Consider the following 11973-nt stretch of genomic DNA (forward strand, 5'->3'; position numbering starts at 1 on the left):
CAGAACCTTGTGTGGGGCATTGCTGCCCTACTGCAGAGGCAGGCCAGGCGTCGGCGGCAGTGCCATGGCCCAGCGGTAGACCAGCAGGCGGCCCTTGTAGGCATCGATGCCGGGCGCGGCCACGCGGTCGAGCTTTTCCTCGCGCATCGCGAAACCCTGCTCGGCCATCTGCCGGTTGAAGGCGGGCCGGTTGCCGCGGTCGGGATCGATGATCCAGATCTCGACCGTGGGGCTGGCATGGCGCCCGATAAAGTGGGCGAGGTTGGCATTGGCATCGCGCTCGTAGAGCAGGTCGCTGCCGATGATCAGGTCGAAATGGCCGTGGACGTCGGCGGGGGCGGGGCCGGCGCCAGCAGGGGCATCTTGCTCGTGCTCCGCGGCGCTCCAGTGCCCGTGCCGGTACTTCATTGGCGCGAGGTCATTCAGGCGTACGTTCTCCGCGAGGAAGGCGGCGGCCATCGGATGGCAGTCGCTGGCGGTCACGTCGGCACCCCTGCGGTGCCCCACCAGGCTGGCCAGCCCCAGCCCGCAGCCGATTTCCAGCACCCGCTCGGTGGGGTCCACCGGGCGCAGCGCCATGCGCGCGGCCAGGTGCGCGCCGGACGGCCACAGCAGCCCGAATAGCGGCCACATGGCGGAAGAAATGCCCATGCGTTCGGCTTCGCCGAGGGGATCGGAGTACTGCTGCTTGTCCAGCAAGGAGCGAATGACCAGGTCGGCGACGCCCGTCACGGCGATGCTCTCTTGCTTGGTTTGGTAGCCGGGCATCGAGGGGGGAAGCCAGAACGCCGGCTTCGCAATAGGAGGGAATTGGCCAGTATGCCCGAAAACCCCTCCGCAAGCCTGGAATGTGAGGCTAAATGCGTCGAAATGAAGCGAAGTCACCATGAAAAGGGGGTGGGCAGGCGCCGCCGCAGGCAGGAAGTGCGGCAACCGCCTGACGCGGCACTCCGTTCTTGTTGCCACCCACGCCGTGCGAGAATTCGCGATAAGCAAAATAGCGGAAATCACGATCCGCCTATTCTCGGAGATTATCGCGGTGAGCATTCCATCGATCCCATCCATCCCGTCCAGCGCATCCATCCGCAAGCGCCTTCGCATGCGGCACCTGCAACTGATGCTGGCGCTCTCGGAGTCGCCCTCGCTGCGCCAGGCGGCCGAAGGGCTGGCCCTGACCCAGCCGGCCGCTACCAAGTCCCTTCAGGAACTGGAAGACGTGCTCGGCGTATCGCTCTTTACGCGCCACGCGCGCGGGCTGGACCCGACGGTATCGGGCAAGGCGGTGATGCGTTACGCGCGGGTGGTCTTTGCCGACATGGATGAACTGCGCGAGGAGCTTGTCGCCATCCAGGCCGGCGATGTAGGCAAAGTGCGCGTGGGCGCGGTGATGGCGCCGGCGCCGGACCTGCTCACCCACGTGATCGTCAAGCTCAAGCAGGCGCATCCGCGCTTGCACATCATCGTGCAGATCGATACCAGCGACGTGCTCGTGCACGCGCTGCAGCAGGACCAGATCGATATCGTGCTGGGCCGCATCCCCGATGGCTGGCCGTCGGAGGAGTTGTCGTTCGAGACGCTGGGGGAAGAGGCGCTGTCGATCGTCACCCGCGTGGGGCATCCGGCGGCGGCGCGCGGCAAGCTAAAGCTGGCCGCGCTGACGGAGTACGCGTGGATCATCCAGCCGCACCCCAGCCCGATGCGCCAGATCATCGACCAGACCTTCCGCGAGAATCGCGTGCCGCCGCCGGTGAGCACGGTGGAGACCTCGTCGATCCTCACCACGCTATCCGTGCTGCGCGAGTCCGACATGCTCGCCGTGCTGCCCACCTCGGTGGCCCGCTACTACGAAGACCTGAACATGATCGCCACGCTGCCGGTAGCGTTGCATGGCCGGCTTGCGCCCTATGGCCTGGTGCTGCGCAGGAGCCGCCCGCCCACTCCCGCCATGCAGCTTGTCATCGACATGCTGCGCGCGGGCGGAGCGACGGCAAAGGGTGGCATGGAAGGCAAGGGCGGGGCGGCCACCGCCAAGCCTTAGTCCCGCCCTAGTCCGCGCGCTCAATCCCGCGCGCTCAATCCCGCGCCCTCAATCCGCGGAAATCTTGGCCTTGCGGACCACTTCGCCGTAACGCACCATCCGGTCGGCCATCATGCGTTCGAAGGCGGCGGGTGCCATCTCCTCGGGCGGGAACACGCCGCGCGCGCGCAGCGCCGTCTGCATGGCGGGGTCGCTGGCGGCCTGGCGCACCGCCTGGTAGAGCTTCTGCACCACCGGCTCGGGCGTGCCGGCAGGCGCGGCAATGCCCGTCCAGGAGCTCAGGTTGAGCTGCGGGTAGCCCAGCTCGGCCATGGTCGGCACGTCGGGCAGCTGCGGCAGGCGCTGCTCGGAAGCCACCGCCAGCGCACGCACCTTTCCTTCCTTGATGTAGGGCAGCATGATGACCAGGTTGTCGAGGATGAACTGGACCTCATTGCTCAGCACGGCCGTGATCAGGTGCGTGCCGCCGCGATAGGGGATGTGCGTGGCGTAGATGCCGGTGCTGGCCTTGAGCATTTCCACATTCAGCTGGCCCATGCTGCCAACGCCGCCGCTGCCGTAATCGAGCTTGCCCGGGTTCTTCTTCGCGTAGGCCAGGAACTCCCCGAAAGTCCGCACCGGCAGGCTTGAATGCACCACCAGGGCGTTGGGCTGGCGGCCCAGGATGGCGATGTTCTCAAAATCCTTGATCGGGTCATAGCCCAGCTTTGGCTGGGTCAGCGGGTTGGCCAGGTGGCTGCTCTGGGAGGACACCACCAGCGTATAGCCATCGGGCTTGCTGCGCGCCACCGATTGCGTGGCGACCGAGCCGCCCGCGCCCGGGCGGTTGTCGACGACCACCGGCACGCCGAGGATGCGCGACAGCGGCTCCGAGTACTGGCGCGCCATGATGTCCACCGAACCACCAGGCGGGAAGGGCACCACCAGCGTGATGGGGCGCGAGGGATAGGCGCCCTGTGCTTGCGCGGCCAGCGGCGCGGCACACGCGAGCGCGGCTACGCTGAGGCCGGTGTGGAGGAAATGGCGGCGAGAGAATGGCACGTTCGGCATGGCAGTGAGTTGAAGGTAGTTAGAAATCGGGTGCGGGGGGCAGTGCCCCGGCTCAGCGCAGTGCGAGGACGGCCAGCGCCACCGCCTGCGCGCGCGGCACGAAAGTGGCAAGCTCGCAGTACTCGCGCACGGTGTGCGCATGGCCGCCCACCGGGCCGGTGCCGCACAGCGTGGGCGTACCCACCGAGGACGTGAGCCCGCTATCGGCTGCGCCGCCGGTGAACTCGCCGTCTACCGAGAAGCCCAGGTGCTGCGCGCCGCGCTGGTACAGCGCCAGCAGGTCCGCGGGCGTCTGGGTCATCGGCCGGGTGCGGCGCATCTCGGTGATCCTGCCTTTGGTACGCGGCAGCGATTCGGCCTCGATGATCGCACGCACCTGCTCGACCAGCGCTTCGATGTCCGTGTCGGCGGTAAAGCGCACGTCGAGCTCGGCCTGCGCAAGTGGCGCCACCATATTGGGCACGATGCCTCCCTTCACACAGCCCACATTGGTGGTGATGCCCCGCTCGGCGTCGGTCAGCGCATGCAGCGCCAGGATCTTGCGCGCGAGCGCGTCGATAGCGCTGGCGCCCTGGGCATGGTTGACCCCGGCGTGCGCGGCCACGCCCTCCACCTCGAACTCCACCACCATCGACCCCTTGCGCCCTGTGACCAGGTTGCCGCTGACGCGGCCGGGCTCGGCGTTGAACACGGCGCGCGCGCCGCGCGCCACGTCCATGATCCGTTCGCGGGTGGCGCCGGAACCGATTTCCTCGTCGCAGGAAAAGAACAGGCGCACCGGCAAGGCGTTGCCGCCGCAGCGCGCCAGGGCCTCGGCCACGAATACGTTCATGACCAGGCCGGATTTCATGTCGGCCACGCCGGGCCCGTAGGCAAGCCCATCCTCCACGCGGAAGGGGCGGCGTGCGGCCGTACCGGCCGGGAACACGGTGTCCATATGGCCCATCAGCAGGATGGGCGCGCCATCGCCGGCACCGGGCACCAGCGCATCCAGGCACACGCCATAGCCGGGCACGGCATGCAGTGTGACCGCAATGCCGGCGGCCTCCAGGTGCGCGCGCAGGACCTCTGCCACGGCCGTCACGCCGGCTTCCTGCCGGCTGCCGCTGTCGATGTCGACAATGCGCTGCAGGAGCGCCTGCATTTCAGCCTGCTGGCCGCCCAGCCAATCGATCAACCCGCTTGCCGCCTGGGCATGCATGTCGCTATCCGCTGCGTTGTCCGCCATATACCGCTTGCTCCTTGCTTCGTGTGGGAGTGAATCGTTCATTGCAAAAGTGATATGATCATGCAATACGCATTGCAACGTGTCAACACCATGAAACATGCCCAGGAGACTCCCTCACGTGACGCTACCTTGCTCGAGCGCCTTGCGCGCGAGGCGGCCACGCTGACCGCCCGCGAGCGCACCTTGGCCGATGCACTGGGCCGCGACTATCCGCATGCGCTGCTGGAATCGGCCACCGCGCTGGCTGCCCAGCACGGCACGAGCGCTTCCACGGTGGTGCGGCTGTTCGCCAAGCTGGGCTATGCCAGCTATGGCGATGCCCAGCGCGAGGCACGGGCCAGCGTGACGGCGCTGCTGCCCACCGCCGGCCAGCGTGCGCCGGCCACGATTGGCGGCAAGCGCACCCTGCGAGCTTGCGTGGACGACGCGCTGCTGCACGACCAGCACAACCTGGCGGCCACCCACGAAGGGCTGGACATGGCCGCCTTCGAGGCGATCGCGCGCCTGCTGGCCGAGCCGCGCGGCCGGCTGTTCGTGCTGGCGCAGAAAAACAGCGCGCCCGTGGGCGCATGGCTGGCGCTGCATCTGAATATGTGCCGGCCACAAGTCCAGGAACTGGGCGCGGGCGCGGTGACGGCCACGGATGCCATGCTGTGGGTGGAGCCGGAGGATGTGCTGCTGACTTTCAGTATCCGGCGGTATTCCAGCGCACCGGTGAGCATCGCGCGCGCCTTTCGCGAACGCGGCGCGCGCGTGATCGCGATTTGCGACAGTCCGGCCGCGCCACTGGTGCCGCTATCGGATCACCATCTGTTGGTGCGCACGGCCAATGCGTCGCCTTTCGACTCTTATACGGCGGCTTTCTTCCTGTGCAATGCGCTGGTCTCGGCGGTCGCGCAATTGCGCCATCCGGCGGTCATCAAAGCGTTGCAACGGCGCGATGCGCTGTGGGAGGCTTTTGAGGCGGATCCTGTTGAGGGGTTGAGGCGGGGGTAGGGATTTAGCTCTGGGTACGATATTGCTGCTTTGTAGCCCCGCTGACTGTAGCCCCGCTGACGCGGGGGTGGCGTTTGTGGGCGGGGTTTTGATGCTTCTAGCTGCTGTCGCGGCTGTACGGTATTGGCCGTTTTGGAACGTGTGAGATGTCACTTCTCTTTACTCGTAAAGAGAAGTAACCAAGAGAAAGCGATCCTTGCAGGAGGCTGGCGTGGCGTCATTGGGGACCCCAATGGTTTCGTCGTCAGGCCCCGGGTGCTAATGGACTCGTGCCGTAACCGGTTCAGAGCACCACGACCCGGCCAATGCCCAGGGATTCGTGGTGGTCCCCCCCGGTAGCGGCCATCACGAACTTCAAGCCGTCTGTCGCTCGCGGAGTGGCCGGCTACGAAGTTGCAAGCGTCCCGTTTCCGTCGTGGGCGCGGTGGCACCGGATTGATAGGCCGAAGAATTCTTCCACCGTGCCCACCCCACCACGAAACCATCACGGCGTGACATATCGTGACACTTTGCACCGGTACCGGCAGATGGATGAATGAGCAGGGATGCCGCTACCGAGCAGCCTCACCACGAAACCAGCGCCATCCGCAGGATCGTGGTCACTCGATCCGGTAACGGCATGAGAGGGTTTGAGGCGGGGGTAGGCTGGTGCCGTCGATTTCGCCGCTGACGCGGGGGTGGCGTTTGTGGGCGGGGTTTTGATGCTTCTAGCTGCTGTCGCGGCTGTACGGTGTTGGCTGATTTAGAACGTGTGAGATGTCACTTTTCTTTACTCGCTCGCGGGCTCGTAAAGAAAAGTAACCAAAAGAAAGCGATACCCATGTGGTTGATTCGTACATCCTTGCAGGAGGCTGGCGTGGCGTCATTGGGGACCCCAATGGTTTCGTCGTCAGGCCCCGGGTGCTAATGGACTCGTGCCGTAACCGGTTCAGAGCACCACGACCCGGCCAATGCCCAGGGATTCGTGGTGGTCCCCCCGGTAGCGGCCATCACGAACTTCAAGCCGTCTGTCGCTCGCGGAGTGGCCGGCTACGAAGTTGCAAGCGTCCCGTTTCCGTCGTGGGCGCGGTGGCACCGGATTGATAGGCCGAAGAATTCTTCCACCGCGCCCACCCCACCACGAAACCATCGCGGCGTGACATATCGTGACACTTTGCACCGGTACCGGCAGATGGATGAATGAGCAGGGATGTCGCTACCGAGCAGCCTCACCACGAAACCAGCGTCATTTGCTGGAGCGTGGTCCTTTGAACCGGTAACGGCACGAGGCCATTAGAACCCAGGGCCGTACGACGAAACCACCGGGCTACGCAACCCCAATAAGCCAGCCTCCTGCAAGGATCGCTTTCTCTTGGTTACTTCTCTTTACGAGTAAAGAGAAGTGACATCTCACACGTTCCAAAACGGCCAATACCGTACAGCCGCGACAGCAGCTAGAAGCATCAAAACCCCGCCCACAAACGCCACCCCCGCGTCAGCGGGGCTACAGTCAGCGGGGCTACAAGCAGCCCCCCCGCCCCAAAAGGCCCGCATTCCTTCACACCACCACATCTTCCAACGTGACCAACTGCGCCCCATCCTGCACCTGGTCGCCGATACCATAAAGCACCTCCTGCACCACGCCGTCGGCCGGCGCGGTCAGGGTGTGTTCCATTTTCATGGCTTCCATCACGATCAGCGGATCTCCCTTGCCAATGACCGTGCCGGCCTTGACCATCACCGCGATGATGCGGCCCGGCATCGGCGCCACCAGCTTACCGCCCTCGGCATCGGCGCTGCCCGCATGGGCCAGCGGGTCGATGACTTCCAGCCGGGTTTGCTGCTTGCCGCTGAACACGTAGAGAGCGTCGCCTTCGATATGGGTGTTGCCCTTGACCGTGCGCTCGCCCAGGTCGAGTGCGTGGCTGCCGGCCAGGCTGGCCGCGCGGAAGGGCAGGGTCTGCTCGCCTACCGTCAGCCATTGCTTGCCGCCATCACTGCGCAGGCTGGCCAGCGTTTCGCCTTCACCGGTGCGCAGGCGGAACTGGCTGGTGGCGTCTCCGTTCAGGCGCCATGCGCCGGCGTTCTGCCAGGGCGAATGCGCGTCGGCCGGGTCCACGCGGCGCGCGCGGGCTTGCGCATCCAGCAACGCCGCCACCGCCAGCGCAATCACTTCCATGCCCACGGGCGCGGCCGGCGGAAACAGTGCCGCCTGGTTGCGCTCGATCAGGCCGGTGTCGAGGTCCGCCGTGCGGAACGCCTGCGACGTCACCAGCCGCTGCAGGAAGGCGATATTGGTCGACAGGCCCACCACGTGATACTCGGCCAGCGCCTGCGCCATGCGCGCCAGCGCCTCCTCGCGGTCGCGGCCCCACACGATCAGCTTGGCGATCATGGGGTCGTAGTACGGGCTGATGGTGTCGCCCTCGCGCACGCCGGAGTCGATGCGCACGCCAGCCGGGCCGTTGCCGTCCTGGCCCAGCGCGAACGTGACCGCTGCCGGTGTGCGCAGGTAGCGCAGCGTGCCGGTGGAGGGCAGGAAGCCCTTGTCGGGGTTTTCGGCGTAGACGCGGGCTTCCAGTGCATGGCCGTGGATTTGAAGCTGATCTTGCCTGAGAGGCAGCGGCTCGCCCGAGGCTACGCGCAGTTGCCACTCCACCAGGTCCTGCCCGGTGATCATCTCGGTGACCGGGTGCTCTACCTGCAGGCGGGTGTTCATCTCCATGAAGTAGAACGAGCCGTCCTGGTTGGCGATGAATTCCACCGTGCCAGCGCCGACGTAGCCCACGGCCTGCGCGGCGGCAACGGCGGCTTCGCCCATGGCGCGCTGGCGTTCCTCGCTCATGCCAGGGGCCGGAGCCTCTTCCAGCACCTTCTGGTGGCGGCGCTGCACCGAGCAGTCGCGCTCGAACAGGTAGACGCAGTTGCCGTGCGTGTCGGCAAAGACCTGGATCTCGATATGGCGGGGGCGGGTCAGGTATTTCTCGACCAGCACGCGGTCGTCGCCGAAGCTGGCGCTGGCCTCGCGCTGCACGGACGCCAGCGCGGCTTCAAAGCCTTCGCTGGCTTCCACCACGCGCATGCCCTTGCCGCCGCCACCGGCGCTGGCCTTGAGCAGCACGGGGTAGCCGATGCGGTCGGCTTCGCGGCGCAGCAGGGCGGCATCCTGATCCTCGCCGTGGTAGCCGGGCACCAGCGGCACCGCGGCCGCCTCCATCAGGCGCTTGGCCGCGCTCTTGCTGCCCATGGCGCGGATACTGGATGCCGGCGGGCCGATAAAGACGAGGCCGGCTTCGGCGCAAGCTTCTGCGAAGCCGTCGTTCTCGGAGAGGAAACCGTAGCCGGGATGGATGGCCTGCGCGCCGGTGGCCTTGGCCATCTCGATGATGTGGTCGCCGCGCAGGTAGCTGTCACGCGCTGCCGCGCCGCCGATATGCACGGCCTCGTCGCACAGTGCCACGTGGCGCGCGTTGGCGTCGGCGTCGGAGTAGACGGCTACCGTGCGGATGCCCAGGCGGCGGCAGGTGGCTGCCACGCGGCAGGCGATTTCGCCGCGATTGGCGATCAGGATCTTGTTGAACATGACTGTTCCTAGTTTTCTGGTTCTGGCGGCGCGGCTGCGGTGGCCGCGCGGCGGATGCGCATGATTGGCTGGGTGCCTTGGCTCAGGCAGGACGCCAGGACGGCGAGCGCTTCTCCAGGAAGGAGCGCACCCCTTCGCGGCCTTCGTCCGACGCGCGGATCGCAGCAATGCGCTCGGCGGTGTCGGCCAGCAGCGCATCGTCGATGGCGCGGCCGGACACTTCCTGCACCAGCCGCTTGCTCTCGCGCACGGCATTGGGGCTGTTGGCCACCAGCGCGGCGGCGATCTCGCTCACCTTGGCATCCAGCGTGTCGCCCGGCACCACCTCATGCACAAAGCCCAGGCGCAGCGCGTCGGCCGCGCCGAAGCGCTCGGCCGTGATGAAGTAGCGCCGCGCCGCCTGCTCGCCCATGGCGCGGATCACGTAGGGGCTGATGGTGGCGGGCAGCAAGCCCAGGCGCGCCTCCGACAGGCAGAAATTCACCGTCTGCGCGGCCACGGCGATGTCGCAGGCGGCAACCAGGCCCACGCCGCCCGCATAGGTGTCGCCGTGGATGCGCGCGATCACCGGCTTGGGGCAGGCCCAGATGGTGTGCAGCATCTGCGCCAGCGTGAGCGCGTCGGACCGGTTCTCGTCGTGCGAGTAGCCGGCCATCTTCTTCATCCAGTTCAGGTCGGCGCCGGCGCAGAAGGCCGGGCCATTGCCAGCCAGCACGATGGCGCGCACCGTGGGCTCGCTGCCGAGTGCGCGGAACGCACCGGTGAGCTCGGCGATCACGGTTTCGTTGAAGGCGTTGCGCACGTCCGGCCGGTTCAGCGTGACGGTGGCCACGTGCTGCGCGGCCGTGACGGTAAGCGTGGTGAAATCCATGTTGGTGTCCTGTACGGTGCGATTCGTTATCCGGGGCGCTTGAGCAATGGAAAATTACATGCGGAACACGCCGAACTTCATCTCGCCGATGGGCGCGTTGAGGCTCGCCGACAGGCCCAGGCCCAGCACCGTGCGGGTTTGCGCGGGATCGATCACGCCGTCGTCCCACAGCCGCGCGCTGGCGTAGTAGGGGTGGCCCTGGTGCTCGTACTGGTCGCGGATCGGTTGCTTGAACTTGTCCTCGTCTTCCGCGCTCCAGCTGCCGCCCTTGGCCTCGATGCCGTCGCGGCGCACGGTGGCCAGCACGCTGGCTGCCTGCTCGCCGCCCATCACCGAGATCCGTGCGTTCGGCCACATCCACAGGAAGCGCGGCGAGTAAGCGCGCCCGCACATGCCGTAGTTGCCAGCGCCAAACGAGCCGCCGATGATCACCGTGAACTTGGGCACCTGCGCGGTCGCCACCGCCGTCACCATCTTGGCCCCGTTGCGGGCAATGCCCTCGTTCTCGTACTTGCGGCCCACCATGAAGCCGGTGATGTTCTGCAGGAACACCAGCGGGATCTTGCGCTGGCAGCACAGTTCGATAAAGTGCGCGCCCTTGAGCGCCGACTCCGAGAACAGGATGCCGTTGTTGGCGATGATGCCCACCGGATAGCCCCAGATCCGCGCAAAGCCGCACACCAGCGTGGTGCCGTAGCGCGCCTTGAACTCGTCGAAGTCCGAGTCGTCCACGATGCGCGCAATGACCTCGCGCACGTCATAGGGCTTGCGCGTGTCGGTAGGGATCACGCCGTACAGCTCCTCCACCGGATAGCGCGGGGGCAGCGGCTCGTGCAGGCGGATCTGGTCCGGCTTGCGGCGGTTCAGGTGCTGCACGATATTGCGCGCCAGCGACAGCGCATGCGCGTCGTTCTGCGCAAAGTAATCGGCCACGCCCGACAGGCGCGTGTGCACATCGGCGCCGCCCAGGTCTTCGGCGGTGACTTCCTCGCCGGTGGCGGCCTTCACCAGCGGCGGGCCGCCCAGGAAGATGGTGCCCTGGTTCTTGACGATGATCGACTCATCGCTCATGGCCGGCACATAGGCGCCGCCGGCCGTGCACGAGCCCATCACCACCGCGATCTGCGGAATGCCTTGCTTGGACAGGTTGGCCTGGTTGTAGAAGATGCGGCCAAAGTGGTCGCGGTCCGGGAACACGTCATCCTGGTTAGGCAGGTTGGCGCCGCCCGAGTCCACCAGGTAGATGCAGGGGAGGTTGTTCTGCTCGGCGACCTCCTGCGCGCGCAGGTGCTTGCGCACCGTGAGCGGGTAGTAGGTGCCGCCCTTGACGGTTGCGTCGTTGCAGACGATCACGCATTCCTGTCCGGCCACGCTGCCGATGCCGGTGATGATGCCTGCGCCGGGCGCCGCATTGTCGTACATGTCGTAAGCCGCGAGCTGCGACAGTTCCAGGAACGGTGTGCCCGGATCCAGCAATTGCTGCACACGCTCGCGCGGCAGCAGCTTGCCGCGCCCAAGGTGCTTGGCGCGGGCTTGCTCGCCGCCGCCTTCCGCCAGCTTGGCGATCTTCGCCTTGAGGTCGACGACCAGCGCCTGCATGGCGTCGGCATTGGCGCGGAAGGATTCCGAGCGCGCATTGAGTTTGGTTTCGAGCGTGGGCATAAGGTGTCGGATCTCGGGTCTTTGTTCTTGTGGCTTGTGCTGTGGGCGCGGGGGCGTCGGCTGGATGCTCAGGCCGTTTCGGCGTAGAGCTCGCGCCCGATCAGCATGCGGCGGATTTCCGAGGTGCCCGCGCCGATCTCGTACAGCTTGGCGTCGCGCCACAGGCGGCCGACCGGGTATTCGTTGATATAGCCGTTGCCGCCCAGGATCTGCACGGATTCGCCGGCCATCCAGGTGGCCTTCTCGGCGGTATAGAGAATCACCGCGGCGCAGTCCTTGCGCACCTGGCGCACGTGTTCCTTGCCCAGGGAATCCAGGTTCTTGCCCACCGTGTACAGGTAGCTGCGCGCTGCCTGCAAGGTGGTGTACATGTCGGCCACCTTGCCCTGGATCAGCTGGAACTCGCCGATGCTCTGGCCGAACTGCTTGCGGTCGTGGATGTAGGGCGTGATGACATCCATGCACGCTTGCATGATGCCCACCGGGCCACCGGAGAGCACGGCGCGCTCATAGTCCAGGCCGCTCATCAGCACCTTGGCGCCCAGGTTCTCGCCGCCGAGGATGTT

General features: G+C 66.4%; 9 protein-coding genes. 2 read left to right on the forward strand and 7 right to left on the reverse strand.

Features of this window, described 5'->3' with window-relative positions; translation table 11 throughout:
• Positions 1-27 precede the first annotated feature (27 nt).
• A complete protein-coding gene (locus tag AC1Q7Q_RS11700) occupies positions 28-768 on the reverse strand; it encodes a class I SAM-dependent methyltransferase (RefSeq protein WP_492372770.1) in 741 nt (246 codons plus the stop codon).
• A 331-nt stretch (positions 769-1099) separates the two neighbouring features.
• Between AC1Q7Q_RS11700 and AC1Q7Q_RS11705 the strand changes: the two genes are divergently transcribed.
• Positions 1100-2038 (forward strand): LysR family transcriptional regulator, encoded by a 939-nt coding sequence (locus AC1Q7Q_RS11705; RefSeq protein WP_492372777.1) that lies wholly within the window; start codon positions 1100-1102, stop codon positions 2036-2038.
• A gap of 48 nt (positions 2039-2086) precedes the next feature.
• Here AC1Q7Q_RS11705 and AC1Q7Q_RS11710 read toward each other — a convergent pair whose 3' ends face one another.
• Positions 2087-3088, reverse strand: coding sequence for a Bug family tripartite tricarboxylate transporter substrate binding protein (locus AC1Q7Q_RS11710; protein ID WP_492372771.1), 1002 nt, complete (start codon positions 3086-3088; stop codon positions 2087-2089).
• A 52-nt stretch (positions 3089-3140) separates the two neighbouring features.
• Positions 3141-4316 carry a M20 family metallopeptidase gene (locus AC1Q7Q_RS11715; protein ID WP_492372772.1) on the reverse strand — a complete coding sequence of 392 codons (1176 nt, stop codon included), beginning with the start codon at positions 4314-4316 and terminating at the stop codon, positions 3141-3143.
• A gap of 90 nt (positions 4317-4406) precedes the next feature.
• Here AC1Q7Q_RS11715 and AC1Q7Q_RS11720 point away from each other — a divergent pair, with 90 nt between their 5' ends.
• Positions 4407-5312 (forward strand): MurR/RpiR family transcriptional regulator, encoded by a 906-nt coding sequence (locus AC1Q7Q_RS11720; RefSeq protein ID WP_492372773.1) that lies wholly within the window; start codon positions 4407-4409, stop codon positions 5310-5312.
• 1537 nt (positions 5313-6849) lie between these two features.
• On the opposite strand, the gene AC1Q7Q_RS11725 is transcribed toward AC1Q7Q_RS11720, so the two are convergent.
• The 4 genes from AC1Q7Q_RS11725 to AC1Q7Q_RS11740 form a co-directional block, all read right to left on the reverse strand.
• The gene (locus tag AC1Q7Q_RS11725; RefSeq protein ID WP_492376807.1) at positions 6850-8874 is read right to left on the reverse strand and encodes an acetyl/propionyl/methylcrotonyl-CoA carboxylase subunit alpha; all 2025 of its coding nucleotides are present in this window, start codon (positions 8872-8874) and stop codon (positions 6850-6852) included.
• An 82-nt stretch (positions 8875-8956) separates the two neighbouring features.
• Entirely contained in the window at positions 8957-9745 is a 789-nt protein-coding gene (locus tag AC1Q7Q_RS11730; protein WP_492376808.1) for an enoyl-CoA hydratase/isomerase family protein, read from the reverse strand.
• Positions 9746-9799: 54 nt separating this feature from the next.
• Positions 9800-11407 carry a carboxyl transferase domain-containing protein gene (locus tag AC1Q7Q_RS11735; RefSeq protein WP_492376809.1) on the reverse strand — a complete coding sequence of 536 codons (1608 nt, stop codon included), beginning with the start codon at positions 11405-11407 and terminating at the stop codon, positions 9800-9802.
• A gap of 68 nt (positions 11408-11475) precedes the next feature.
• The coding region (locus AC1Q7Q_RS11740; protein ID WP_492387161.1) for an acyl-CoA dehydrogenase family protein at positions 11476-11973 on the reverse strand (498 nt) is incomplete at its 5' end.

Source organism: Cupriavidus sp. GW823-FHT07A04 (genome assembly GCF_058794615.1).

Bases quoted from the DNA above. Each gene is read 5' to 3' on its own strand.
- AC1Q7Q_RS11700 (WP_492372770.1), bottom strand. From the start codon at position 768: ATGCCCGGCTACCAAACCAAGCAAGAGAGCATCGCCGTGACGGGCGTC.
- AC1Q7Q_RS11705 (WP_492372777.1), top strand. From the start codon at position 1,100: ATGCGGCACCTGCAACTGATGCTGGCGCTCTCGGAGTCGCCCTCGCTG.
- AC1Q7Q_RS11710 (WP_492372771.1), bottom strand. From the start codon at position 3,088: ATGCCGAACGTGCCATTCTCTCGCCGCCATTTCCTCCACACCGGCCTC.
- AC1Q7Q_RS11715 (WP_492372772.1), bottom strand. From the start codon at position 4,316: ATGGCGGACAACGCAGCGGATAGCGACATGCATGCCCAGGCGGCAAGC.
- AC1Q7Q_RS11720 (WP_492372773.1), top strand. From the start codon at position 4,407: ATGAAACATGCCCAGGAGACTCCCTCACGTGACGCTACCTTGCTCGAG.
- AC1Q7Q_RS11725 (WP_492376807.1), bottom strand. From the start codon at position 8,874: ATGTTCAACAAGATCCTGATCGCCAATCGCGGCGAAATCGCCTGCCGC.
- AC1Q7Q_RS11730 (WP_492376808.1), bottom strand. From the start codon at position 9,745: ATGGATTTCACCACGCTTACCGTCACGGCCGCGCAGCACGTGGCCACC.
- AC1Q7Q_RS11735 (WP_492376809.1), bottom strand. From the start codon at position 11,407: ATGCCCACGCTCGAAACCAAACTCAATGCGCGCTCGGAATCCTTCCGC.